This is a genomic window from Yoonia sp. 2307UL14-13 (assembly GCF_037572755.1).
In the GTDB taxonomy this organism is placed as follows: domain Bacteria; phylum Pseudomonadota; class Alphaproteobacteria; order Rhodobacterales; family Rhodobacteraceae; genus Yoonia.
Genome location: NZ_JBBIFZ010000001.1, coordinates 1,180,853 through 1,204,584, shown reverse-complemented (window position 1 = coordinate 1,204,584; position 23,732 = coordinate 1,180,853). Strand labels below are relative to the sequence as shown.

Sequence of the window (23,732 nt, the reverse complement as noted above, 5' to 3'; positions counted from 1 at the left end):
TTTCGACATTCCCAAGACATCATCGCCACTGTCCAGCCAGACGAAACAAAATACCACGCTTTTGCGACTTGGTTAATGTCTAAGCTACCGAAAATCTGCCCTTTTTACCCATCACGCCCGTATTTTGAGCACATTTTGCCGAATCGGGTTTAAGGTGACGCAGGGGCATTTCGGGCACCCGGACCAGCAGGAAGGAACAGTGATGACAGCGCATGACCAGATCAAGGAACCAAGCTTTCGCCAATCCGTCGATATGATGTTCAACCGGGCCGTGGCCCTGATGGATCTAAGCCCGGGGCTGGAGCAGAAGATCAGGGTCTGCAACGCAACATATACGGTGCGGTTCGGGGTCCGCCTGCGCGGCGACATCCATACATTCACCGGCTATCGCTCGGTTCATTCCGAACATATGGAGCCGGTCAAGGGCGGGATCCGCTATTCACTCGCCGTCAATCAGGACGAGGTCGAGGCGCTGGCTGCGCTGATGACATATAAATGCGCGCTGGTCGAAGCGCCGTTCGGTGGTTCCAAGGGTGGTCTCTGTATCGACCCCCGCGAATGGGACGAACACGAGATGGAATTGATCACCCGCCGTTTTGCGTATGAGCTGATCAAGCGTGACCTGATCAACCCTGCCCAAAACGTGCCCGCCCCCGACATGGGCACGGGAGAGCGAGAGATGGCGTGGATCGCCGACCAATTCAAACGGATGAACACGACAGATATCAACGGCACCGCCTGTGTCACCGGTAAACCGCCCAATGCAGGGGGGATCGCGGGCCGGGTCGAAGCCACCGGGCGCGGTGTGCAATATGCCCTGCAGGAGTTCTTTCGCTACCCCGAAGACGTGAAGGCCGCAAATCTATCCGGTAAGTTGGATGGCAAGCGTATCATCGTGCAGGGGTTGGGTAATGTGGGCTATCACGCGGCCAAGTTCCTGTCTGAAGAGGACGGCGCCAAGATCACCGGAATCATCGAACGCGACGGCGCCTTGCATAATGAGAACGGGCTGGACGTGGATGCGGTACATAGTTGGATCGTCAAGCACGGCGGGATCACCGGCTATCCGGACGCGAGCCATCACACCGACGGCGGCGCGCTGTTGGAAGCCGAATGCGACATTTTGATCCCTGCCGCGCTGGAAGGTGTGATCAACCTATCCAATGCAGAGCGCATCAAGGCACCGCTGATCATCGAGGCCGCAAATGGCCCGGTCACCGCGGGTGCGGATGATATCCTGCGTAACAAAGGCTGTGTGATCATCCCCGACATGTATGCGAATGCCGGTGGTGTGACGGTGTCGTACTTCGAATGGGTCAAGAACCTGTCCCATATCCGCTTTGGCCGGATGCAACGCCGGGCCGAGGAAAGCCGCCACCAGTTGATCGTGGATGAACTGGAGCGGATCAGCAACGACAGCACTATCAAGTGGACGTTGTCGGCTGGTTTCAAGGACAAGTATCTGCGCGGTGCAGGAGAGCTGGAACTTGTCCGGTCCGGCCTCGATGATACGATGCGCGCGGCGTATCAGGCCATGCGCGAGGTCTGGCACAGCCGCGAAGATGTCGATGATTTGCGGACAGCGGCCTATCTGGTGTCGATCCGGAAGGTGGCCGACAGCTATCGGGCGAAGGGGTTGTAGATCTTACGTCCCGAATCTGTTTTGGCATTTGCCCACATTGCGACGGCGGCACGGTATTTCTCGGAATGCCCGAGAAATACCTATTTACACGTCGTCATACGACCGGATTTGGCTGCAGCGCAGCCGGGTCCGGCATTTTGAACGGGCGGGGTGTCCGCAATCCGACCCTTTCGGTGATTGCCGCAGTGAGCAAAGCAATCGCGCCTCTCATCTGGTCAGATGTTGTGGCGTTCCCGCCAAGTCGTTGTATGCCAGGTATTGTCGCAACTTGCTGCAACAGACCCGCGGGGAAGTTTGGCAGGCCGTTCCACAACTGCGACAGACCGTGGTTGGGGCTGAGCATCCGTTCAAGATGCGAGCTGAGGACGCGGTTATGAATTGTATGTGTGTATTTCCGGTTCCAATTCCAATTCGTCAAAAAATGCGCCCGTGTCGGGCGGGTGGGTTCGCCACCCCAGTGAAACTTGACGAAACCGTTACCGAAAGGGGCGATGGGGCCCGCCGCCGCGACGAAATTGGGCAAGATGGACCGCAATTCGAGGGCTGTATCGGTGTCGCGACCGTTTTGAAGATCAAAAACATTGGCGCCGTACACGCCTTGCCCTTCGAAAATCAAACGCCCGCCCCAACGCTGTATCGCTTCCCTGATGATCTTTGAGATTTCTTTGGTCGCCGATTGACCATAATACTTCACGTTATCCGCGCTTTCTTTCCATCCTTCCGCATTGGCACCAAACGCTCTACGATATGCATCCATGCCGGACATATTGCGATCAAAGGGGACGCCCATTTGATCGTATCCCATGGCATAGTGAATAAACTCGGCAATAATTGGTTTGCGCAAACGGAACATGCCGTTTTCAATTCCAAAATACATATCCATCATCTGATGGTTCTTTTGAACATAGGAAATGACACGCGCGCCCGGATCGTACAGTTTGAATTGACGGCGGACCAGCTGCAATGCGGCGTCGCTGACCGGTTCATCGTTATCGATCTTGTTTTGGATTTTCGTCTGCGCGTTCGTCACCAAGAGTGAGAAAGCATGTGCCACACTGCTTCCTTCGTTATCTTCGTTAGAGTGCAGGGCATCGGGCCCGGTTGAGCCGTAAATGAACGTGCTGGTCTGGAAAGCTGATTGAAGTTGAAGCCTGCGATGCCCGGGAAGCAGGTCGCCAGGCCGATAAAATTTGTCGTAGGCCCTTTGAAATCTTTCGCTAAAGCCGTGTTTTCCGCGTGCAAAAACCATTTTTCTAATCCCACATAAATGTTTCATTATGTGGAGTACGCATCACCCGCGCATTTATTCTGCGCGGCCGAATTTTTATTGATATCTTCGCTGCGGCGGCTCTGCCGTTAGGCTTTGGCCAGCGCCTCAAGCTGCGGGCGCAGGCCGTCAAGGCTGTACCCTGCTGACGTTGTCGCGCTGATGATGTCATCTGCTGACATTGCATCTGCCTGCGACAGCGACCACACGATCGACGACCGCGTGCCCGATGCGCAGTATGCAAGTACCGGGCCGTCGGCTGCGTCCTGTGCGGCGCGCTGTTCGTTCACCATTTCCATGTTCAGACTTTGATGCGTGACCGGAATAATGACAAAGGCCAACCCGGCAGCTTTGGCCGCGGCCTCGATCGCAGCCGCCTGATGGCTTGGCGGTACTTCGGCATCCGGGCGGTTGCAGATAATGGTGCTGTAACCGGCAGCGATGATGGCGGGAATATCCTCAACCCCGATTTGGGGCGAGACGGCATAAGCGGGGCTAAGCGGGCGAATATCCATGGGCTGCGTTTTAGAGTGCGGATGCCGCGCGGTCCAGACGCGCCGCGAGGGCAGGGGTCAGAGCCATGCCCGTCAGCATCGCGGCGACGAAGGCAAATCCGCGCTGACCACCGAAACCAAGTGACGCGATCGCAGGGCCGGGGCACAACCCGGCAAGGCCCCAACCGATGCCGAACAGGACCGACCCCAATACAAGATCACGTCCCAACTCTTGCGTGGGCGGGGTGGGGAAGGCCGTACCCAACACAGGTCTGCGTCCTCTGGTAAAGCGCCAAGCGATAGCCATCGGCAAGATTGCTCCACCCATCACAAAGGCCAATGTCGGGTCCCATGCCCCGAAAGGATCGAGCCAGCCCTGGACCTTGCGTGTATCGGTCATACCGGACAGCAAAAGACCCGTGCCGAACAGGCTGCCGACGAAAAACGCGATGATGATCCGCATTAGATGATCCCCCAAAACGTCCGCAAAAGTGTGACTGTGCCGATGCCGGCCATTACATAGATGCCGGTTGCGACCAGCCCGCGCAGTGAAAGTCGCGATATCCCGCAGACGCCGTGGCCCGACGTGCAACCATTGGCCAGCCGCGTGCCAAAACCGACGCACAAACCGGCGGTGATGATCAAGGGTATATTCTCGGTCAGATGGGTCGCACCGTGCCTCGTGATTGCGAAAATGATCGACGGGGCCACAACCAGTCCGACCAGCAGCGCCGCCCGTTCCGCCCAATCGCCGCGCCCACTGCCATCGACAAGGCCACCCAGCACGCCGGACGCCCCCATGATCCGTCCGTTCACCAGCAGGAAAATGGCCGCAGCAATCCCGATGAGCCCGCCGCCGGCGAGGCTCAGTAGCCAATCTGTTTGCATGTTCGTCTTTCGTCAGTGGTGTCAGAGCCCGTCGATGGGCACCTTGAAGTAGCGTTGTCCGTTGTCTTCGGGTTCGGGGAAATGCCCCGCCCGCATGTTCGTCTGCAATGAAGGCAGGATCAGGCGCGGCATGCCCAGGCCCGCATCGCGTTCCTTGCGCATGGCCACGAAATCCTCCATCGCGCGGCCCGCGCCGATATGCACGTTCAGCGCCTTCTGTTCGCCGACGGTGGTTTCCCAGGCGAATTCGTCCCGGCCGGGTGCCTTGTAGTCGTGGCCGACGAAAATCCGCGTCTCATCAGGGAGCGACAGGATTTTCTGGATCGAGGCATAAAGGTCCTCAGCCGACCCGCCCGGAAAGTCACAGCGCGCGGTGCCGAAATCCGGCATGAACAGCGTGTCGCCCACAAAGGCCGCATCACCGATCACATAAGTCAGGCAGGCCGGGGTATGGCCGGGCGTGTGCAACACATCCGCCCGCATCTGCCCGATATGAAAGCTGTCGCCATCCTCGAACAGCGCGTCGAATTGCGATCCGTCGCGCTGGAATTCGGTCCCTTCGTTGAACACCTTTCCGAACGTGTTCTGGACGATGGTGATATTCGCCCCGATCCCGATCTTGCCGCCCAGATGTTCTTGCAGATAGGGCGCGGCGGACAGGTGATCCGCGTGCACATGGCTTTCAAGGATCCATTTCACCTGTAGGTCATGATCGCGCACCCAGGCAATGATCTCATCCGCCGAGGCGGTATTGGTCCGCCCCGCTGCTTGATCATAATCAAGAACACTGTCGATGATCGCGCAATCCCGCCCCTGCGGGTCCTGCACGATGTAGGACACAGTATTCGTCGCTGAATCGAAGAAGGCCTTCACAACAGGTGTCATTTCGAATCTCCTCTGGTACAGAGAGTAATACAAATATTTTACATTTCAATATTGGAATGTTTTGCGATCAAGGAGACGTGCCGATGGCGGAATTGGCCCAGGTCACACCCGATGCCATGGATGCGGCGGCAGAGGAGGCCGCCGAGATGTTAAAGGCGCTTTCTAACCCAGGTCGTTTGCGCATTCTTTGTGCGCTGGTGCCGGGCGATTTGTCGGTCGGGGAACTGGAAAATGCACTCGGGGCAAGCCAGTCTTACGTCTCGGGCCAGCTTTTGCGGTTGCGCAGCGAGGGGCTCGTCAGTTGCGAAAGACAGGGTCGCAGCATGCGCTATTCGCTGTCAGACCCGCGGGTCCGCCCGATCCTCGAACGGCTTTACGAGGTCTTCTGTCCGGGCATGTAATGGGCGAGCTCGGCCCGTGCGACCTGACGGCGATGCACCGCGTCGGGGCCGTCGGCAAGCCGCAACGTGCGCAGGTGGGTCCATTGCCGCGCGAGCGTGGTGTCTTGTGACACGCCCGCGGCGCCATGCATCTGGATCGCCAGATCGGTCACATTTAGCGCGACCTGCGGGGCGACGACCTTGATCTGGCTTATCCATGGCGCGGCGGCTTTCTTGTCCCCTTGATCCATCATCCATGCAGCCTTCAGGCACAGCAGGCGGGCCTGTTCGATATCCATGCGGGCCTTCGCGATCAGGTCGAAGTTTTCACCAAGCTGCGCGAGCGGCTTCCCGAACGCCTTGCGGCTCACGGACCGTTTGCACATCGCTTCCAGCGCATATTCCGCTTGTCCGATCGCCCGCATGCAATGGTGGATGCGCCCGGGGCCAAGGCGGCCTTGCGCGATCTGAAATCCGGCGCCTTCACCGACCAGCATGTTCTCGGCGGGCACCCGCACGTTTTCGAAACGGAAATGCATGTGACCATGCGGTGCATCGTCGTGGCCGAACACCTCCATGGCGCGCAGTTTGGTGATGCCGGGCGTGTCGGCGGGAACGACGATCATGGAATGCTGGCGGTGCTTTTCGTCGCCGCCGGTGTGGACCATGACGATATAGACTGCGCAGCGCGGGTCGCCCGCCCCCGTAGCCCACCATTTTTCGCCGTTCAGAACGTAGTGGTCGCCGTCTATTTCACAACGCATGCTGATATTGGTGGCGTCCGAACTGGCGACGTCGGGTTCGGTCATCAAATAGGCCGACCTGATGTCACCCGCCATCAACGGCGCCAGCCATTCCTTTTTCATAGCCTCGGTACCGTAGCGGGCAAAGACCTCCATGTTGCCGGTGTCGGGGGCGTTGCAGTTGAACACCTCGGCGGCAAGGTGGCTTTTGCCCATCTCCTCGGCCAGATAGGCATATTCGACTGTATTGAGCTTCGGGCCGTCGCGAAATGTGTCCCAGAAATTCCAAAGATCCCGCGCCTTCGCCGCCGCTTTGAGCCCTTCGAGGATTTCCGTTTGCCTGTCGGTGAAAGTCCAGCGATGACCTTTGTCGACCTCGGCCAGAAACGCGGCGTCCAACGGTGCTATCTCATCCGTGACCATCGCCTTGACTGCGGCGAGGATGGGTTTCAGCCGTTCGGTTTGTCCTAGATCCATGTTGTACGTCTCCCCAGTATTCAGCCCAACATGATCCCGACGATGACGGCCATCAAGCCGATTGTCGAAACGAAGAGCGCGCCAAGGTTTATGGGAAGGACTCTACCGATCCGGGTCCGCAATTCCTCGTCACTGAGCCCTGATTTCCGGGCACGGCTGACGGCGACGATGCTGTAGATGATCCCGACCAGACCCAGCAATGACAGCACGGCCCCGCCCCAAACGACATATTCCATGAACACTCTCCTGCTTGCCGCCGGGCGTATCTCGCGCTGACTGGCGCTGCAAGGGTTGCGGGTTTTCGGGGGCGGGGCTAGGGAGTGCGAAAGCGCAAGGATGAGGACGAAGTGATGGATGATGTGACCGAGGATACGGGTTCCGCGAATTATCGGGTGGCTGCAGACGAACTGCGCCAATTCGTCGAGCGGATCGAACGGCTGGAGCAGGAAAAGAAGGACATCGCCGACCAGATCAAAGAGGTCTATGCCGAAAGCAAAGGCCGCGGTTACGACCAGAAAGCGCTGCGCGCCTTGGTGAGCCTGCGCAAGCGTGACCGCGACGAAGTGGCCGAGCAGGAAGCGGTGCTGGATATGTATAAACAAGCGCTGGGCATGAGCTAGGGCCGATGGCACGTAAACGCAAAGGTCGCGATATTTCGGGCTGGCTGGTGGTGGATAAACCGGCCGGCGTGACCTCGACCGCAGTCGTCAACAAGGTGCGTTGGGCGTTGCAGGCCAAGAAGGCGGGCCATGCGGGCACGCTGGACCCCGAGGCGACGGGGGTGCTGGCCGTGGCCTTGGGCGAGGCGACGAAAACCGTGCCTTATGTGACCGATGCGTTGAAGGCCTATACGTTTACGATCCGGCTGGGGCAGGCCACGAATACGGATGATGCCGAGGGTGAGGTGATTGCCGAGAGCGATCAGCGACCGGATGATGCCGCGATCAAAGCCGCTTTGGGCGCCTTTGTGGGTGACATCATGCAGGTGCCACCCCAATTTTCGGCCGTCAAGGTTAACGGCGAACGGGCCTACAAGAAGGCGCGAGAGGGCGAGGATATGACCCTTGCTGCGCGGCCATTGTGGGTCGAGGAACTGCTATTGGTCGACCGCCCGGATATCGATCACGCGGTGCTTGAGATGGTCTGCGGCAAGGGCGGTTATGTCCGGGCGATTGCCCGTGATCTGGGCGAGGCTTTGGGTTGTCACGCTCATGTCGTAAGGTTGCGCAGGACATGGTCGGGGCCGTTCAGGGCCGAAGAAGGCGTGTCGATGGAGCAGGTCGACGATTTGGCGCAAAAGCCGGAACTGGATGCGCATCTGCTGCCGCTTGAGACAGGGTTGGTCGACCTGCCAGAGGTTCGGTGTTTGGCCGAGAGCGTTGCGAAGCTGCGCAATGGCAATCCGGCAAACGTGATCGCGTCGGATGTGGAGTATGGGGAAGAGGTCTGGGCCTCTTACGAGGGGCAGGCGATCGCTGTCGGCACCTATCGCGGGGGTGAGATGCAGCCGGCCCGTGTTTTTGTGGGCTAGGGTGGGTTGAAACCCACCTTACGGATGCGGGTGCATGAGGCTGATGGTGTGCATTCGTCTGCCGTTTATTCCGAATGTGAGATGTATCGTTATGCGCTGACGCGGGAATGGGGTGCCGGAAAGCGGCTGGTGTTCATCATGCTGAACCCGTCGAAGGCGACCGAGCTTGCCAATGATCCGACGATCGAGCGCTGTCAGCGGCGGGCCGTCGCCTTGGGATTTGGCGCGTTTCGCGTCGTGAACCTGTTTGCCTGGCGCGCCACGGACCCAAGAGACTTGCGCGCCGCTGCAGAGCCCATCGGGGTGGCGAATGATCCGACCATTCAAGAGGCGGTCGCCTGGGCCGATCAGGTCATTGCGGCATGGGGCGTGCATGGTGATTTGCTGGGGCGTGGGGAGGCCGTGAAAGCCAAGCTGGATGGCCCGATCTACACGCTGGGCCTGACCAAGCACGGACATCCGCGCCATCCGCTTTACCTCCGTTACGATCAGCAGCCAGTCCTCTGGTTCCGTTAACCTTACATCCGGATTTTCGGCGAGTTTTCAGAGGCTTCGTGATATGGCGCTATCATAACGGTCGGGGGCGGCTGCGTAAGGAAGCGAACGCGATGTTTGCAATTCTGGGTTTGATGGGCGTGGCGATGGGCGCGCTGATGATCGATTTCGGTGATGAGGATGAAGTGCAGACGACGCCGGACCTCGATGATGACAAGGACGATGAGGTCACACCGCTTGATGACGTGATGGCCGAACCTGACGATGATACGGTGATCTATGCCGGTGATGGGGATGAAACGGTTGTCGCAGGCAGCGGCGATGATTTCGTCAATGGGCAGGACGGTGATGATCACTTGATCGGTGGTGCTGGTGACGACGAACTGCACGGCGGGCGTGGCGATGATGTTCTGGAAGGTCAGGCAGGCGATGATCTGTTGTTCGGTCATGTCGGGGATGATGTCATGACCGGTGGGTCGGGCGATGATGATCTGAATGGCGGTAGCGGTGACGATGTCCTGAAGGGCGAGGGGGGCGATGATGCCTTGCTGGGGTCGCTGGGCAATGATTCACTCTTTGGTGGCGCGGGTGCCGACACGATGCATGGTGGCTCTGGCGATGATCTGATCGAGGACCGGGGCGACGCAGATCGCGACTATCTGAACGGAGGTGCAGGCGATGACATTCTGCGCGGTGATGCGGGTGATCATTACCACGGTGGCAGCGGGACCGATCAATTTTCGCTTGCCGGTGGCGATGCCGTCGTGGCTGACTTTGATCCTGAAGAAGATTCGGTCGAAATCAGCTATGAGGGCGAGGCGCCGGAGCTGACCACGGCCTTGTCAGATGCTGGATTGACGCTGCTGGCGAATGGTGAAGTTGTGGCGACGTTCAGCAACCTGACCGAACTCGACGTGGCGAAAGTGACGCTTGTAGCCGCGTAGGTCCTTTTCTTTTCGATGAAATGCCCTTAACAGCACGCATCCGCGGCGGGAATCGCTGTGGCTGAACCCTCCATGGGCCTTTCTGGACGACATCCCGGATCGCGCCATTCACCCTTAACCAAGGAGACCCCGATGTCGATCACTGCTGAAGACAAAGCAAAGATCATGAAAGATTTCGCAACCAAGGACGGCGATACCGGTTCGCCAGAGGTTCAGGTTGCCATCCTGTCGTCGCGCATCGCGACGCTGACCGAGCACTTCAAGACCCATAAGAAAGACAATCACGGGCGCCGTGGTCTTTTGAAAATGGTCGCGCAGCGCCGCAAGCTGCTGGACTATACCCGCGCCAAGGACGAGGCCCGTTATCAGGACCTGATCAAGCGTCTGGGTCTGCGTCGCTAAGCGGGTCCATCAATACCAATTTTTCTGAACGCCCGCCGTTTTGGCGGGCGTTTTTTGTTCAGGGTCGGTTAACGTTTGGTTTGAAAAGCCAAGATGCGACGCGAATCTCGTATAACGTATTGATCAACATTCAATATTTCCCGATTCTCGGTGTCGGAATTACATCAGAAAACCATCAGAAATCCATCGGACCCTCGCGCGCGATTGCACTGCGATTTGTTAACGAATGGACCTTGCGCTCATACCGGTTAACATCCGGTTGGCGGCGTGAACGGGCCGGGCCTATTGGAACGGCAACAGCACCTCGACCCCTTTCATCCCTCTGATCTCATCGACGTCGCGATCGTAGTTTTCGGTCATTCGCGCAATCATCCCGGCGTCGAGATCATCCAGCGTAACCTCGTGTTCGATTTGTTCGGCGACCGCGTGTCGTTCCCAGATGTCCGCGATCATTTCGTGCCGGTCGGCCTCGGACTTGGGCGGGGATTGCTCCAAAGTGTTCTGCAACCGGCGCATGCCGCGGCGGGTGATGATGTCGGTCAGCATATCCAGCCCGCCTTCGATCGGTGTCTGGCTGGATGCACCCGTGATGCCGCGGATCAGCTGTTCCCACAAAAGCGGGCTGTCCTCGTCGCACCAGATGCCGATGGGGATGTCTGGCGCGGCCTCTTTGATCCGTCGAACGACGTCGGACCAGCGGATTTCGTCAGGTCGCGTCAACCCCAGATATTCCGGCAGCGATTGTGCATCGGACCGTTCCAGCGTTTCCTGCAGAAACGTGACGGGATTGCGGATCGCCAGATAAAGCGCGATTTTGGTATCGGGAAAAATGCGCCGCAATGTGCGTATCTTCGTCGGCGCCTGACCATAAAAGACGCCATCGTTGAAGATACCGTTGGGTACGCTGATAAAGTTGTCGTTGCTCAGCACGACCCTATCGACATCGTCGTTTTCAACGATCGTATCCAGCAGGACCTGCCCCGCATTGTGGTCCGGTTCGGCACCATCAAGTGCAGCGATCGTTTCGCGGATCAGTCTGCGATAACGACCGGGGCCGGGGACCGCGACACCCTCTTGCAGGAGCCTGTCGGCATTTTTGAGCATGGATTTCAACAATCGGTCACCGTTGGTGCAGTTTGCCCCGATGTGAAATGCAATCTGCATGTGGTTTCCGGCCATTGTGACTTGTTCAGATCAGCATAAAGAGATTTGCTGACGGTTAAAATGTCTTTGGGAGGTGGGCGTGCGGGTCTGGTTGTGTTTGGGGATTTTCGTTGGTCAATCGGCGTTTGCCGAGCCACTGCCGCGCGCTGTGACCGACGCGGATTATCGCGCGGTTGATCCGGCCGAGGCGGCTTTGGGTCAGCTTCTGTTTTATGATCCGATCCTGTCGGGCAATCGCGACGTGTCGTGTGCGACCTGTCATCATCCTACGTTCGGGACAGGGGACGGTCTGTCGCTCGGGATTGGCGATGGTGGCCGCGGGTTGGGCAAGGCTCGCGTGGTTGACCCCGCCAACCCGCCCGAGCAGCGCATTCCGCGCAATGCACCGGCGCTTTTCAATTTGGGTGCGCGCGAGTTTACAGTGTTGTTTCATGATGGCCGGATCGAGGTTGATCCGGATCGTCCGGGCGGTCTGCGCACGCCGCTGGATGCGGATATGGTGGCGGGGTTCGATACGCTGCTGGCGGCGCAGACGATGTTTCCTGTGCTGAGCGCGGATGAGATGGCAGGGCATTATAGCGAGAATGATGTCTCAAAGGCCGTGCGTCGCGGGTTGCTTACGGGCCCGGGTGGGGCATGGGATATCATTGCGCGGCGGGTGGCGGATATCCCGGCATATGCCGATGCCTTTGTTAAGGTTTATCCACAGATCAAGGCGGTAGAGGATGTGACCTTTGCCGACGTGTCCAACGCGATCGCGGCATTCATGGAACTGGAGTGGCGGTCGGATACGTCGCCTTTTGATGCGGTGCTGCGTGGTGAGCGAACATTGCCCGAGCCTGCGGCGACGGGGATGGTTTTGTTCTATGGTAAGGCCGGGTGTTCGGGCTGCCATAGTGGCCCATTTCTGACCGATCACACATTTCACGCGATGGGCGCCCCGCAGATCGGCCCGGGCAAAGCCGCCCGGTTTGAAAGCCACGCCCGGGATGAGGGGCGGTTTCGGGTGACGGGTGATCCAGCCGATTTGTATGCGTTTCGCACGCCGTCATTGCGCAATGTCGCGGTGACGGGGCCGTATGGCCATGCGGGGGCGCATGCGGATTTGCGGGATTTTGTCATGGCGCATCTTAACCCGGCCTTAGGGCTGGCCGCTTATGATTTGGATCAGGCGGTGTTGCCTGAGATGAATGTGGATGATCAACGGGCTGAGGAGGGTTTGATTGCTGCAGCGGTGACGTTTGAGCCGGTGTTTCTGGACGATGCTGAGATTGATGCGCTGATTGCTTTTTTGGATTCGCTGACCGATCCGGCGGCGATTGAGGGGCGTCTGGGGATTCCTGATGCGGTGCCGAGCGGTTTGCCGGTGGCTAGGGTTGTGTCAGAGTGATGGTCTGATTTGCTTTGGCGTTGTGGCTGGTCGTTTCACCGTTTGGCCAGGTGACCTTGATCTCGGCTTGTGAGGCGTCGCCGAGGCCGAAATGGAGCGGGAGTGCTTGGCCACCCGCGTGGCCGCCGCCGACGGTCTTTTGCTGACGCTGGTCGTTCACGCGGACTTGCGCGCCGATGGCTTGGGTGTTGGGGCCGTCATGGGTGAGGTTGATTCGTAGCCAGTTGCCCGTGTCGGGCGTGCTGTTGCGATAGAGTTCCATTGGTGCCCGCCGGTTCATCACCACAAGGTCGAGCCGCCCGTCATTGTCGAAATCGGCGAGTGCTGCGCCGCGTGATCTTTCGGTTGTTGCGATCCCGGCGGTGGCGGCGGTTTCGCGGAAGGTGCCGTCCGCGTTTTGCATCAGCAGGTTGTTCGGGTCCTGCATGGCGAGGCCGGGCATTTGGTCGACATTGCCTTTGGCGATGAAAAGGTCGGGGCGACCATCATTGTCAATGTCGCCGAATTCGGCGTGCCAGCCGGTGGAGGGTCTGCCGTCGTCTCCCGTGTGGGGGCGCTGGGCATAGGTGCCGATGCTGAACGGGGCGGCTGAGTAGGTGCCATCGGGGTTGGCGAGTTGCATCAGCTGGTCGCCCATGGAGGTCAGCATGACCTCGTCCTTGCCATCGCCGGTGAGGTCTCGAGACGCAATGCCCATGCCCCAGAGCGAGACGTTTTCCCAGCCGTCCTCGGGGCCGAGGAAGCGCTGTTCGGTGATGTCCCACATCTGTTCGTGCCCGCCGCGAACGTAGTAGTGGCGGTCGTTCGAGATGCGCAGGGTGGGGCGCCCGCGCGCGTCATTGGCCGCGAGCATGGAGAGCGGGCAGTAGCCGGGGGTGAGGGGGTGAATGCCGTCTTCGCGTATCAGATAATTGTTGTCGCAGGCCCCGAATGGGCCGTCGGGGTCGGCGCGGTTGACGTAGTTGCCGATGGCCATGGTCAGGCCATGGTGGTCCCACCAGGCGGTGAAGGCCGTGGTCCAGTCGTCTCGTGGGGGGAGTTCTGGGCCACGGGCAAAGCGGCAATCGCCTAGGCCCATTTGGAGTTCATTTTGCCCGACGCGCATGATGAAGAGGTCGAGTATGCTGTCGTTGTTGATGTCGAGCGGGTAGGCGCCGGTGACATTCGTGATTTCGGTGATGTCGCCGGTTTTGAAGGTGAAATTGTCTTGGTTGATGAAGAGCTTGGCCGGGGTTTCTCCACCAGCTGCGAAGATGTCCGGCAGGGTGTCATCGTTGCAGTCGAAGACGGCGATGCCGCCGCCGACGAAATGCTCCCACCCGCCAGTGTAGCTGTGGCCTCCGAGGGCTGTGGAGTGATTTTCGAATTGTGGGTCCGCCATTGTCGGTGTGGCGAGAAGGAGGGGGAGGAGCCGGATCATGCGCCGCCCAGCGTCGCGTCGGTGACGGCGGCGAGGGCGAGGGCGGTGGCGCCGCGTGCCCAGACCAGATCGCCCCAGGCGTGGGTTTCGACCCGGCAGGGCGTGCGTCCGTCGCTGAGGGTGAGTTTCTGCATCTCGGCCATGACTTCGTCGGCGTAGAGGTAATCGTATTGCATCCGCTCACCGGACAGGATGATCAGTTCGGGGTCGAAAAGCTGCACGACGTTGGAGAGGCCCACGGCGAGGTAGCGCCCGGCGCGGCGGAAGATGGTACGCGCGGCCTCGTTCCCGGCTTTTGCCTGCGCGAAGAGGGCGTCGAGCATGGCGTTGGGGCTTTGCAGGTTACGGGGATTTCGGTGGAGCGCGGTCGCGGCTTCGCGGGCGAGAGCGTAGTCGGCGAGGTAGGCCTCGAGACAGCCGCGTTGGCCGCAGCGGCAGAGGGCGCCGTCGAGCTGTACCTTCGTATGCCCGAGTTCGAGGCCCATGCCGCGGGCACCGCGGAACAGCCGGTTGTCGAGGACGACACCCATGCCGACGCCGTGTTCTATCGTGACGACGGCGAAATCGGACATCGCCCGGCCTGCGCCGAACCACAGTTCGGCCAAAGTGAGCACGTTGGCGTCATTATCGACATGCAGCGGGACGTTGAACCTTTGTTCGAAGGCGGTGCGCAAGGCGTTGTCGCGTTGGGTGAGCAGGGGGGACCATGGGACGGTGCCTGTCTGGTGATCAACGATGCCGGAGAGGCCGATACCCACCGCATCGATCTGGTTAAATGTCTTCCCGGCGGCTTGCAGGACCAGCGTCATCAGCGCGTCGATTTCATCGAGCAGGTCGCTGAGTGATTTGCGCGTGGGTGGCGTGGGCAGTGTGGCATCAGCCAGCATTTGGCCTGAGAAATCGGTCAGCACGGCAGAGTGTTTTTCATCCGACAGCTTGATGCCGATGACATGTTTGCACTCTGGTACGACCTCGAGCGCGACGGGTGGACGTCCACGCCCGGTTTCGCGGGGGGCGTCTTCGACCTCGCGCAGGAGGCCCGCGGTGATCAGTTCGGCGGTGAGTGTCGTCGCAGAACCTGCGCTGATCCCCAAAGCGCGGGTCACGTCGGTACGGGCGGCACGGCCCGCGGCCCGGACATGTTCAAAGATTTGCTGGCGCAAAGGCGTTGCCGTCTCGCCCGATGTGGCGAGAATCGGTCCACATCCCGATTCGGCGTTCGGGTCTGCGGCGCCCTCTGTCTTCACGTCATACATATTTTATGGCCTGAAAAATAAACCTTCTAAAAGCGGCTGCTGACCGCTTTGATCTGTAGTTTGCCGAAAAATATGGCGCTTACAAAGCGGTTTTTTCGAAAATCGGGCAATTTTTATTTTGACAAGTGAAATTAATTTGCCATCCTAAGCGACGTAGGGTCACAAGACCCACGCCCATATGCAGGGCCATGACGTCTGGGAGGATTACATGCATAAGTCAGTTATTGCTGCGGCGATTATCGCTGCGGGTTTCCACACAACCGCATTTGCCGATGGTCACGGTGTGACAGTCGGCGTGAGCTGGTCGAACTTTCAGGAAGAGCGCTGGAAGACGGATGAAGCCGCGATCAAAGAGGCGCTTGAGGCTGCCGGTGCCACCTACGTTTCCGCCGATGCACAATCGTCCTCGGCCAAGCAGTTGTCGGATGTCGAAAGTCTGATCGCGCAGGGTGTCGATGCCCTGATCATTCTCGCGCAGGACAGCGCCGCGATTGGCCCCGCAATCGACGCTGCTGACGCGGAAGGTATTCCGGTTGTTGGGTATGATCGCCTGATCGATGATGGTCGCGCATTCTATCTGACCTTCGACAACGTCGAAGTCGGTCGCATGCAGGCCCGCGCCGTGTTGGAGGCGCAGCCTGAAGGTAATTATGTGATGATCAAGGGATCGCCCACAGACCCGAACGCGGACTTTTTGCGTGGTGGTCAGCAGGAGGTGCTGCAAGAGGCACTGGATAGCGGTGCGATCACGATTGTTGACGAGGCCTATACCGATGGCTGGCTGCCGGCGAACGCGCAGCGCAATATGGAGCAGATCCTGACCGCGAATGACAACAACGTGGATGCGGTCGTGGCGTCGAACGACGGCACCGCCGGTGGTGTCGTCGCGGCCCTGACGGCGCAGGGGATGGAGGGCATTCCGGTCTCGGGCCAGGATGGCGACCATGCCGCGCTGAACCGTGTCGCGCTGGGTACGCAGACCGTATCGGTCTGGAAGGATGCGCGTGAGCTGGGTAAGGCTGCGGGTGAGATCGCCGCCGAACTGGCAATGAATGCCGCCAAGGGTCAGGGCACCGCGATCGAAGGCGGCCAGAAGTGGACATCGCCATCGGGTACGGAGTTGAACGCGATGTTCCTGGCACCTGTGCCGATCACCGCGGACAATCTGAGCGTTGTGACAGACGCCGGTTGGATCACGGTCGAATCCCTGTGCCAGGGTGTGACCGACGGGCCAACCCCTTGTAACTAAGCATGATGGGCGGGGACAACCCGCCCCTCACGGGCCGCAGCGCCGCGGCCCGTTCTTTGAATTTCATAATACCTGTATGATGCGCAGGCCCACCCATGGGCCGCGATGGAGCATCCTATGTCTGATCAAACCGCAGAACCCACCAAGACCCGACGCAACTTTCTAACGACGCTGGAGGTCGATACCCGGCTTTTGGGCATGATCGGGGCGTTCGTTTTGGTTTGCGTCGTGTTCAATGTCCTGACCGACGGCCGGTTTCTGACGCCGCGCAATATCTTCAACCTGTCGATCCAGACGGTTTCGGTCGCGATCATGGCGACGGGGATGGTGTTCGTGATCGTCACCCGCCACATCGATCTGTCGGTGGGTGCCCTGCTGGCGACCTGCACGGCGGTGATGGCGATGACGCAGACGCAGTTTTTGCCGAATGTGTTGGGGCTGGAGATCGGCCATCCGCTGATCCCGTGGATCACGATTGCGATCGGTCTTGTCACCGGAGCGCTGATCGGCGGTTTTCAGGGCTTCTTGATCGGTTACCAGCTGATCCCGGCCTTTATTGTGACCCTTGGTGGTTTGCTGATCTGGCGCAATGTGGCGTGGCACCTGACCGATGGTCAGACGATTGGCCCGCTGGATGAAACTTACATGCTGTTCGGTGGAATCAACGGGACGCTGGGTGTGTTTTGGAGCTGGGTGCTGGGTGGGCTGGCCGCCGTTGCCGCGGCCTTTGGGATTATGTCGGCGCGGCGCAGCAAGATCGGCCATGGTTTCGCGGTCAAGCCGATGTGGGCCGAAAGTGCCGTGATCGGCGTCGTGGTCGCGGCGATTTTGGGTTTTGTCGCAATCCTGAATTCTTATGATGTGCCTTCCCGCGTTATTGCCCGAGATCTGGATCGCTGGGGCTGTGAAATCGCCGAGGGCTGCAGCGCGGCTTACGGTATTCCATATTCGGTGCTGTTGCTGATTGCGGTGGCGATTGTCATGACCGTGATTGCGCAGCGCACCCGGTTGGGCCGCTATATCTTTGCAACCGGCGGTAACCCGGATGCGGCGGAGTTGTCGGGGATCAATACGAAGCTGCTGACGGTGAAGATTTTCGCGATTGTTGGGGTTTTATGCGCCTTGGGCGGGGTCGTGGCGTCGGCCCGGTTGGGCTATCACACCAATGATATCGGCGTTCTTGACGAATTGCGCGTCATTGCGGCGGCGGTGATTGGTGGTACGGCTTTGTCTGGCGGCATTGGCACGATTTACGGCGCGATTATTGGGGCGCTGATCATGCAGTCCTTGCAATCGGGCATGGCGATGGTGGGTGTGGATGCCCCTTACCAGAACATCGTGGTCGGCTTTGTCCTGGTGCTCGCCGTGTGGATCGACATCCAGTACCGCAAATTCTCGGGAGCGAAATGATGACACCGCTTGTACAGATGAAAGATATTTCGATTGCTTTTGGCGGCGTGAAGGCGGTCGATCATGTGAGCATCGATTTGTATCCGGGCGAGGTTGTGGGCCTGTTGGGCCATAACGGGGCGGGGAAATCGACGCTGATCAAGATCCTGTCGGGCGCCTACAAGATGGATAGTGGCGAGATTTGGATTGATGGCAAGCAAGCCAATATTCAGACGCCGCGCGATGCCCGTGACCATAATATTGAGACGATTTATCAGACCCTCGCCTTGGCCGATAATCTGGATGCGGCATCGAACCTGTTTCTGGGGCGTGAATTAACGACCTCGCTGGGTTTCGTCGATGATGGTCGGCAAGAGGCGGAGACGGCCAAGATCATGGCGCGGTTGAATCCGAACTTCAAAAAGCTGAGCGAGCCGGTGTCGGGTCTGTCGGGTGGGCAGCGGCAGTCGGTGGCGATTGCGCGGGCCGTGTATTTCAAGGCGAAGATCCTGATCATGGATGAACCGACCGCAGCCTTGGGTGTGCATGAAACGAAGATGGTCGCGGACCTGATCCAGGAGTTGAAGGCGCAGGGGCTGGGGATTTTCCTGATTTCGCACGATACGCGCGAGATGATGGAGTTGTGTGACCGTGTGTCGGTCATGAAGAACGGTCGTGTCGTGGGGACCGAGCGGGTCGAGGATGTCACGGAGGATGATATCCTGTCGATGATCATCCTTGGAAAAAATCCAAAGAAAGCAGCCTGATGTATATCGGTCTTGATCTTGGGACGTCGGGTCTCAAGGCGGTTTTGATTGATGATGCGCAGACCGTGCTAGCGGAAGCTGTTGCGCCTTTGAAGGTGCAACGTCCGCAATCGGGTTGGTCGGAGCAGCGCCCGGCGGATTGGCTGGAAGCGGCGGATACCGCGATGCGTGGACTGGCGGCGCAGCATGCGTTGGATGCGGTGCGTGGCATTGGGTTGTCGGGGCAGATGCATGGGGCGACGTTGTTGGATGCGGCGGATGAGGTGCTGCGGCCTTGTATCTTGTGGAATGACACGCGGGCCTCGGTCGAGGCGGCGGAGATGGATGCCGATCCGCGGTTTCGGGATGTGACGGGGAATATCGTCTTTCCTGGCTTCACCGCGCCCAAGCTGGTTTGGGTGGCCCGGCATGAGCCCGAGGTGTTTGCCAAGGTGGCGCGCGTTTTGCTGCCGAAGGATTACCTGCGGCTTTGGCTGACGGGTGAGGCTGTGGCCGAGATGTCGGATGCCGCCGGGACGTCGTGGCTGGATGTCGGCGCGCGGGACTGGTCGGATGATCTGCTGGCGGCGACGGGGATGTCACGGGGGCAGATGCCGCGGTTGGTTGAGGGCTCTGCGGTTTCGGGGCAGATGCGTGATGACTTGGCGCGCCGGTGGGGGCTGCCTAAGGGTGTCGTCGTGGCCGGTGGCGGCGGTGACAATGCGGCGAGTGCCGTTGGTGTGGGCGTTGTGAAGGCTGGTGAGGCATTTGTGTCGCTGGGGACGTCGGGGGTGCTGTTCGCTGCCTCGGATGCATATCAACCGGATGCGGCGACAGCGGTGCATACCTTTTGCCACGCCTTGCCGGGGACATGGCATCAGATGGGGGTGATCCTCGCTGCGGCTGATGCGTTGAATTGGTTTGCCAAGGTGTCGGGGCAGCCTGCGGCTGATCTGACTGGTGGGCTCGGGCCGCTGCAGGCGCCGTCGCGGACACTGTTTCTGCCTTATCTGGGTGGTGAGCGGACGCCGCATAATGATGCGGATATCCGGGGCGCGTTTCTGCATGTGGAGCATGCGACGGACACGGCGGCGATGACGCGCGCGGTTCTGGAAGGCGTGACCCATGCGTTCCGGGATAGCTTTGACGCCCTGTCGGCCACGGGGACGCAGATCAACCGGTTGATTGGGGTCGGTGGTGGCTCGAAATCCGACTATTGGGTCAAGGCGATTGCGACCTCGCTGGATATGCCGATTGAATTGCCGGTTTCCGGGGATTTCGGCGGCGCGTTTGGTGCCGCACGACTTGGCATGATGGCCGCGACCGGGGCGAGCGTCGAGATTGCGACCGCGCCCGACATAGCCCGGACGATTGAACCCGACACGACGTTGACCCGCGCATTTGCCGAGGCGCATGCCCGCTATCGCGCCAGTTATGATGCTTTGAAAGGACTGACATGACCGATTTTTTCAAGGGGATCCCCGCCATCACTTACGAGGGGCCGGAGAGCGACAATGATTTCGCGTTCCGCCACTACAACCCCGACGAGATGGTCATGGGCAAGCCGATGAAAGACCATCTGCGCTTTGCCGCCGCCTATTGGCATTCCTTCGCATGGCCGGGGGGTGATCCGTTTGGCGGGCAGACGTTCGAGCGCCCTTGGTTTGCCGACACGATGGATGCCGCTAGGATGAAGGCGGATGTGGCGTTTGAGATGTTTCAGATCTTGGGCGTGCCGTATTTCTGTTTTCACGATGCGGATGTGCGGCCCGAAGGCGAATCCTTCGCAGAAAGCACGAAGAACCTTGAGCAGATCGTTGATATCTTTGCGGAAAAGATGGATCAGACGGGTGTCAAGCTGCTCTGGGGGACGGCCAATCTGTTCTCGCACAGGCGGTACATGTCCGGTGCGGCGACGAACCCGGACCCGGATGTGTTTGCCTACGCGGCGGCCACGATCAAGACCTGCATGGATGCCACGATCAAGCTCGGCGGTGAAAACTACGTCCTGTGGGGTGGGCGCGAGGGATACGAGACCTTGCTGAACACCGATATGGGGCGCGAACGTCAGCAGGCGGGTCGCATGCTGCAGATGGTCGTCGATTACAAGCACAAGATGGGGTTCAAAGGCGCGATCCTGATCGAGCCGAAGCCGCAAGAGCCGACGAAGCATCAATATGATTATGATGTGGCGACGGTTTACGGGTTCCTGAAGGATTTTGGTCTTGAGGGTGAGGTGAAGGTAAATATCGAGCAAGGGCATGCGATCCTTGCGGGGCATTCGTTCGAGCATGAACTGGCGCTTGCGCGGGAACTCGGCATCTTTGGGTCGATCGATATGAACCGGAACGACTACCAGTCGGGCTGGGATACGGATCAGTTTCCGAACAATGTGCCGGAGATGACGCTGGCTTATTACGAGGTGCTGCGTGCGGGTGGGTTCACCACCGGGGGTACGAATTTCGATGCAAAGCTGCGCCGCCAGTCACTGGATGCTGAGGATTTGATCCTTGCGCATGTTGGCGGGATGGATGCCTGTGCAGCTGGGCTGAAGGCAGCGGCGGCGATGCTGGAGGATGGTAAGCTGGAGGCTGCGCGTGACGCGCGTTATGCGGGATGGGACACGCCGGATGCACAAGGGCTGCTGACGCAAGCCAATTTGGAACAATGCTATGAGTGCGTTGTGCGGGATAATCTTGACCCGCAGCCACGATCGGGCCGTCAGGAGCGGCTGGAGAACCTCGTCAACCGCTACTTGTGACTTTGCCCCGGCCTGCCTAACCTGCCCACGGGCAGAGTGAGGTTGGCCGTTGATCGGTACGGTTTTCAAGGCGTTACGTCGGAAATACATGGATGTGACCCTGCGGTCGGGGTCGGACTATGTCGTGCGGATCATCGAACGGCCGGGACTTTGGATGTCATCAGCCGAGATCGCGGCGCTTTCGGCTGATCTGCGCGCGGTGGCGTCGCGGACGCTGACCGGTGATCTGACCTATGGCGTGTTTTCCGGTGACAAGGCGCGGATGGAACAGGTGATTATCACGCTGGTCCGTCGTGGTGATGGGACGCCGGTCGCTTTCAATGCACTGGCAGTCATGACGTTGGAGACGGCGCCGGAGCCCACCGAGGTTTTGCATCTGGGCCTCGTGATGGTCGATCCGGATGAGCGGTCGAAGAACCTTTCTTGGGTGCTCTATGGTCTGACCTGCTTTCTGATCTTTTTCCGCCGTCAGTTTCGCCCCATCTGGATTTCCAACGTCACGCAGGTGCCCGCCGTTGTGGGCATGGTGTCCGAGATGTTTTCGCATGTCTGGCCAAAGCCGGGGGATGAGCGGCGGACGTTGACCCATCTGCTGCTGGCGCGCCACATCATGGCGGATCATCGCGATGTGTTTGGGGTTGGTCCGGATGCGGGTTTTGCGGAAGAGCGCTTTGTCATCACCGATGCCTATACGGGCGGGTCGGATGATCTGAAAAAGACGTTCGAAGAGGCACCGAAGCATCGCGATATGCGCTATCAGGCCTTTTGCGAGGAGGAGTTGGATTACGACCGCGGCGACGATGTGCTGCAGCTGGGGCAGATGGATCTGGCGGCGATGCGCACCTATCTTGCGCGCGAAGTACCAAAATCGGCGGTGCTGGGTCTGCTTGTCACGGGCGGGTTGGTCGCGTTGCGACGGATCGTGCTGCCGGTCACGTATTGGGCGGATAGTGCAACGCAATGGGGCACGTTGCGACCCGCGAAAGATGACATCCGGTGATCGCCGCCGCGCCGATGCTGGCTGAAATCTATCTGTCGCTTGCGGCCGTCTTTGGTCTTTTGACGTTGCGTTGGGTGTTGGTCAGTCAGGATGGGTGGGACCCGATCAATCGCCGGTTTCTGTTCGGCGTTCGGGTCACGATTGCCTTGTTCGTTGGCCGGTTGTTACAGGCGGGCACCGGGGCAGAGCTGTTTCGTATCGTCGAACTGATGGCCGCGGGACTGATCCCGTTGGCCGTTCTTTTGCTGACCGAGGGGTTATTGCGACGGCATGCGCCGTTCTGGATCAAGACCTTCGTCGCCGGGGGAACCGCATTGTTCGTGATCACGGCATTCTGGTATTCCGACAGCGTTGATCCGCCCCGATTGATAGGGCTGCTGGCCTTTCAAATGGTCGGCTTTTGCCTGGCCGGATGGTTGATCGTGACCCGTGATCGGGCGTCGCTATCGGCGGGTGAAAACGTCACCGTCGCGCGGCTGGGGTTTTCGCTTTTGGTGTTCATTCCGCTGGGGGCCGGCGATTTTCTGTTGATCTATTGGGGGCTGCCAATCCAGTTTTCGGCCCTTGGTGTGCTGATCCTGTGCTGGCTGGCGATCGGGTTGTCGCGCGCCCATGCGGGACACGGGATGACGTTGTTACAGATGGGGATGACGATACTGGCTTCGGTGGTGTTGGGTGGGTTGATCGGCGTTCTGGTGGCGGTGGATCGGGATGGTGTGCTGGTCATCATCGCACTGATCATGTCGACGTTGTTTTTGGCTGCGGCGGTTTCGGATGCGCGCAACCTGCAGAACGAGGCGCAACGGATCGGGCTGCTGCGCCACATGGCGACGGCGCGCGTGGACGAACCGGTGGGTTTCCTGCGTGATCTGCGGGCCCATCCGCTGGTCGAGGGCGCGGTGATCCTGCGTGACGAGAACCTGAGCGATCTGGATGCAGAGGTGATCGATCGGATTTTCGCGGCAGCGCCCGTCTTGCGCAAGGCCGCGCCACCGGCTTTGGGGGCCACGGCGGAGGAACATATCACCTATCTGTTCGACCGCTACCGGGCCACGCATATCATGCGGGTTGCGGATGCGCCGCGTATTCTGGTTGCGTTGTCGATGCCGTCGTTGAACACTTCGCCAAATACCGAATTGGAATTGGAGGTCGTTCAACGGATGGCGGCACTGATTTCGGGCCAGGCGCAGCCGCCTTTGTAACGGGAAG

General features: G+C 59.6%; 25 protein-coding genes. 15 read left to right on the top strand and 10 right to left on the bottom strand.

Translation table 11 applies throughout. The annotated features are described in order from the left end of the window. The first annotated feature begins 202 nt into the window (after window positions 1-202). On the top strand, window positions 203-1,642 hold the full coding sequence (locus tag V8J85_RS06210; RefSeq protein WP_339952809.1) for a Glu/Leu/Phe/Val family dehydrogenase: 1,440 nt from the start codon (window positions 203-205) through the stop codon (window positions 1,640-1,642). Between the two features lie 94 nt (window positions 1,643-1,736). Here V8J85_RS06210 and V8J85_RS06205 read toward each other — a convergent pair whose 3' ends face one another. The 5 genes from V8J85_RS06205 to V8J85_RS06185 all read right to left on the bottom strand — a co-directional run bounded on the left by V8J85_RS06205 (window position 1,737) and on the right by V8J85_RS06185 (window position 5,176). Beyond that, window positions 1,737-2,696 carry a hypothetical protein gene (locus V8J85_RS06205; RefSeq protein WP_339952808.1) on the bottom strand — a complete coding sequence of 320 codons (960 nt, stop codon included), beginning with the start codon at window positions 2,694-2,696 and terminating at the stop codon, window positions 1,737-1,739. Between the two features lie 302 nt (window positions 2,697-2,998). Further along, entirely contained in the window at window positions 2,999-3,424 is a 426-nt protein-coding gene (locus V8J85_RS06200; protein WP_339952807.1) for a TIGR01244 family sulfur transferase, read from the bottom strand. 10 nt (window positions 3,425-3,434) lie between these two features. Next, window positions 3,435-3,866: a DUF6691 family protein gene (locus V8J85_RS06195; protein WP_339952806.1), complete on the bottom strand. Its 432-nt coding sequence runs from the start codon at window positions 3,864-3,866 to the stop codon at window positions 3,435-3,437. Beyond that, on the bottom strand, window positions 3,866-4,291 hold the full coding sequence (locus V8J85_RS06190; protein ID WP_339952805.1) for a YeeE/YedE family protein: 426 nt from the start codon (window positions 4,289-4,291) through the stop codon (window positions 3,866-3,868). Before V8J85_RS06190 ends, V8J85_RS06195 begins: the two co-directional genes overlap by 1 nt. A 21-nt stretch (window positions 4,292-4,312) precedes the next feature. Next, window positions 4,313-5,176 (bottom strand): MBL fold metallo-hydrolase, encoded by an 864-nt coding sequence (locus V8J85_RS06185; RefSeq protein WP_339952804.1) that lies wholly within the window; start codon window positions 5,174-5,176, stop codon window positions 4,313-4,315. Between the two features lie 83 nt (window positions 5,177-5,259). On the opposite strand from V8J85_RS06185, the gene V8J85_RS06180 reads away from it, so the two are divergent. Next, on the top strand, window positions 5,260-5,577 hold the full coding sequence (locus tag V8J85_RS06180) for an ArsR/SmtB family transcription factor (RefSeq protein ID WP_339952803.1): 318 nt from the start codon (window positions 5,260-5,262) through the stop codon (window positions 5,575-5,577). On the opposite strand, the gene V8J85_RS06175 is transcribed toward V8J85_RS06180, so the two are convergent. Both V8J85_RS06175 and V8J85_RS06170 read right to left on the bottom strand, forming a co-directional pair. Then, window positions 5,550-6,776 carry an acyl-CoA dehydrogenase family protein gene (locus V8J85_RS06175; RefSeq protein WP_339952802.1) on the bottom strand — a complete coding sequence of 409 codons (1,227 nt, stop codon included), beginning with the start codon at window positions 6,774-6,776 and terminating at the stop codon, window positions 5,550-5,552. The genes V8J85_RS06180 and V8J85_RS06175 overlap by 28 nt on opposite strands. Before the next feature lie 20 nt (window positions 6,777-6,796). Further along, window positions 6,797-7,012 (bottom strand): hypothetical protein, encoded by a 216-nt coding sequence (locus V8J85_RS06170; protein ID WP_339952801.1) that lies wholly within the window; start codon window positions 7,010-7,012, stop codon window positions 6,797-6,799. Between the two features lie 114 nt (window positions 7,013-7,126). On the opposite strand from V8J85_RS06170, the gene V8J85_RS06165 reads away from it, so the two are divergent. The 5 genes from V8J85_RS06165 to rpsO all read left to right on the top strand — a co-directional run bounded on the left by V8J85_RS06165 (window position 7,127) and on the right by rpsO (window position 10,148). Further along, window positions 7,127-7,396, top strand: a complete 270-nt coding sequence (locus tag V8J85_RS06165) for a DUF2312 domain-containing protein (protein ID WP_339952800.1) — start codon at window positions 7,127-7,129, stop codon at window positions 7,394-7,396. A gap of 5 nt (window positions 7,397-7,401) precedes the next feature. After that, the gene (gene truB / locus V8J85_RS06160; protein WP_339952799.1) at window positions 7,402-8,307 is read left to right on the top strand and encodes a tRNA pseudouridine(55) synthase TruB; all 906 of its coding nucleotides are present in this window, start codon (window positions 7,402-7,404) and stop codon (window positions 8,305-8,307) included. Window positions 8,308-8,331: 24 nt separating this feature from the next. Next, window positions 8,332-8,823: a DUF1643 domain-containing protein gene (locus tag V8J85_RS06155; RefSeq protein ID WP_339953078.1), complete on the top strand. Its 492-nt coding sequence runs from the start codon at window positions 8,332-8,334 to the stop codon at window positions 8,821-8,823. Between the two features lie 92 nt (window positions 8,824-8,915). Then, window positions 8,916-9,746 carry a calcium-binding protein gene (locus V8J85_RS06150; protein ID WP_339952798.1) on the top strand — a complete coding sequence of 277 codons (831 nt, stop codon included), beginning with the start codon at window positions 8,916-8,918 and terminating at the stop codon, window positions 9,744-9,746. Between the two features lie 132 nt (window positions 9,747-9,878). Continuing rightward, entirely contained in the window at window positions 9,879-10,148 is a 270-nt protein-coding gene (rpsO, locus tag V8J85_RS06145) for a 30S ribosomal protein S15 (protein ID WP_339952797.1), read from the top strand. A 282-nt stretch (window positions 10,149-10,430) separates the two neighbouring features. Here rpsO and V8J85_RS06140 read toward each other — a convergent pair whose 3' ends face one another. Then, a complete protein-coding gene (locus V8J85_RS06140) occupies window positions 10,431-11,312 on the bottom strand; it encodes a hypothetical protein (protein WP_339952796.1) in 882 nt (293 codons plus the stop codon). Between the two features lie 79 nt (window positions 11,313-11,391). Here V8J85_RS06140 and V8J85_RS06135 point away from each other — a divergent pair, with 79 nt between their 5' ends. Beyond that, entirely contained in the window at window positions 11,392-12,702 is a 1,311-nt protein-coding gene (locus V8J85_RS06135; RefSeq protein WP_339952795.1) for a cytochrome-c peroxidase, read from the top strand. Here V8J85_RS06135 and V8J85_RS06130 read toward each other — a convergent pair. Then, a complete protein-coding gene (locus V8J85_RS06130) occupies window positions 12,683-14,122 on the bottom strand; it encodes a CRTAC1 family protein (protein WP_339952794.1) in 1,440 nt (479 codons plus the stop codon). The two genes, V8J85_RS06135 and V8J85_RS06130, sit on opposite strands and share 20 nt — an antisense overlap. Further along, entirely contained in the window at window positions 14,119-15,378 is a 1,260-nt protein-coding gene (locus V8J85_RS06125; protein ID WP_339952793.1) for an ROK family protein, read from the bottom strand. Before V8J85_RS06125 ends, V8J85_RS06130 begins: the two co-directional genes overlap by 4 nt. Window positions 15,379-15,586: 208 nt before the next feature. Between V8J85_RS06125 and xylF the strand changes: the two genes are divergently transcribed. The 7 genes from xylF (at window position 15,587) to V8J85_RS06090 (ending at window position 23,725) form a co-directional block, all read left to right on the top strand. Beyond that, on the top strand, window positions 15,587-16,627 hold the full coding sequence (gene xylF, locus V8J85_RS06120) for a D-xylose ABC transporter substrate-binding protein (protein WP_339952792.1): 1,041 nt from the start codon (window positions 15,587-15,589) through the stop codon (window positions 16,625-16,627). 117 nt (window positions 16,628-16,744) lie between these two features. Continuing rightward, complete coding sequence (locus tag V8J85_RS06115) at window positions 16,745-18,037, top strand: sugar ABC transporter permease (protein WP_339952791.1); 1,293 nt, start codon at window positions 16,745-16,747, stop codon at window positions 18,035-18,037. Further along, complete coding sequence (locus tag V8J85_RS06110; RefSeq protein ID WP_339952790.1) at window positions 18,034-18,783, top strand: ATP-binding cassette domain-containing protein; 750 nt, start codon at window positions 18,034-18,036, stop codon at window positions 18,781-18,783. Before V8J85_RS06115 ends, V8J85_RS06110 begins: the two co-directional genes overlap by 4 nt. Continuing rightward, complete coding sequence (xylB, locus tag V8J85_RS06105; RefSeq protein WP_339952789.1) at window positions 18,783-20,222, top strand: xylulokinase; 1,440 nt, start codon at window positions 18,783-18,785, stop codon at window positions 20,220-20,222. Before V8J85_RS06110 ends, xylB begins: the two co-directional genes overlap by 1 nt. After that, window positions 20,219-21,523, top strand: a complete 1,305-nt coding sequence (gene xylA, locus V8J85_RS06100) for a xylose isomerase (RefSeq protein ID WP_339952788.1) — start codon at window positions 20,219-20,221, stop codon at window positions 21,521-21,523. The genes xylB and xylA overlap by 4 nt, the downstream gene beginning before the upstream one ends. A gap of 49 nt (window positions 21,524-21,572) precedes the next feature. Then, window positions 21,573-22,523 carry a hypothetical protein gene (locus tag V8J85_RS06095; RefSeq protein ID WP_339952787.1) on the top strand — a complete coding sequence of 317 codons (951 nt, stop codon included), beginning with the start codon at window positions 21,573-21,575 and terminating at the stop codon, window positions 22,521-22,523. Continuing rightward, complete coding sequence (locus V8J85_RS06090) at window positions 22,520-23,725, top strand: hypothetical protein (protein ID WP_339952786.1); 1,206 nt, start codon at window positions 22,520-22,522, stop codon at window positions 23,723-23,725. The genes V8J85_RS06095 and V8J85_RS06090 overlap by 4 nt, the downstream gene beginning before the upstream one ends. Window positions 23,726-23,732 lie beyond the last annotated feature (7 nt).

Coding starts and splice junctions, on each gene's coding strand:
- V8J85_RS06140 (WP_339952796.1), bottom strand. CDS start 11,312: ATGCAGATTGCATTTCACATCGGGGCAAACTGCACCAACGGTGACCGA.
- V8J85_RS06155 (WP_339953078.1), top strand. CDS start 8,332: ATGCGGGTGCATGAGGCTGATGGTGTGCATTCGTCTGCCGTTTATTCC.
- V8J85_RS06200 (WP_339952807.1), bottom strand. CDS start 3,424: ATGGATATTCGCCCGCTTAGCCCCGCTTATGCCGTCTCGCCCCAAATC.
- V8J85_RS06110 (WP_339952790.1), top strand. CDS start 18,034: ATGATGACACCGCTTGTACAGATGAAAGATATTTCGATTGCTTTTGGC.
- V8J85_RS06130 (WP_339952794.1), bottom strand. CDS start 14,122: ATGATCCGGCTCCTCCCCCTCCTTCTCGCCACACCGACAATGGCGGAC.
- V8J85_RS06115 (WP_339952791.1), top strand. CDS start 16,745: ATGTCTGATCAAACCGCAGAACCCACCAAGACCCGACGCAACTTTCTA.
- xylB (WP_339952789.1), top strand. CDS start 18,783: ATGTATATCGGTCTTGATCTTGGGACGTCGGGTCTCAAGGCGGTTTTG.
- V8J85_RS06210 (WP_339952809.1), top strand. CDS start 203: ATGACAGCGCATGACCAGATCAAGGAACCAAGCTTTCGCCAATCCGTC.
- V8J85_RS06165 (WP_339952800.1), top strand. CDS start 7,127: ATGGATGATGTGACCGAGGATACGGGTTCCGCGAATTATCGGGTGGCT.
- V8J85_RS06170 (WP_339952801.1), bottom strand. CDS start 7,012: ATGGAATATGTCGTTTGGGGCGGGGCCGTGCTGTCATTGCTGGGTCTG.
- xylF (WP_339952792.1), top strand. CDS start 15,587: ATGCATAAGTCAGTTATTGCTGCGGCGATTATCGCTGCGGGTTTCCAC.
- rpsO (WP_339952797.1), top strand. CDS start 9,879: ATGTCGATCACTGCTGAAGACAAAGCAAAGATCATGAAAGATTTCGCA.
- V8J85_RS06190 (WP_339952805.1), bottom strand. CDS start 4,291: ATGCAAACAGATTGGCTACTGAGCCTCGCCGGCGGCGGGCTCATCGGG.
- V8J85_RS06175 (WP_339952802.1), bottom strand. CDS start 6,776: ATGGATCTAGGACAAACCGAACGGCTGAAACCCATCCTCGCCGCAGTC.
- xylA (WP_339952788.1), top strand. CDS start 20,219: ATGACCGATTTTTTCAAGGGGATCCCCGCCATCACTTACGAGGGGCCG.
- V8J85_RS06195 (WP_339952806.1), bottom strand. CDS start 3,866: ATGCGGATCATCATCGCGTTTTTCGTCGGCAGCCTGTTCGGCACGGGT.
- V8J85_RS06125 (WP_339952793.1), bottom strand. CDS start 15,378: ATGTATGACGTGAAGACAGAGGGCGCCGCAGACCCGAACGCCGAATCG.
- V8J85_RS06185 (WP_339952804.1), bottom strand. CDS start 5,176: ATGACACCTGTTGTGAAGGCCTTCTTCGATTCAGCGACGAATACTGTG.
- truB (WP_339952799.1), top strand. CDS start 7,402: ATGGCACGTAAACGCAAAGGTCGCGATATTTCGGGCTGGCTGGTGGTG.
- V8J85_RS06150 (WP_339952798.1), top strand. CDS start 8,916: ATGTTTGCAATTCTGGGTTTGATGGGCGTGGCGATGGGCGCGCTGATG.
- V8J85_RS06180 (WP_339952803.1), top strand. CDS start 5,260: ATGGCGGAATTGGCCCAGGTCACACCCGATGCCATGGATGCGGCGGCA.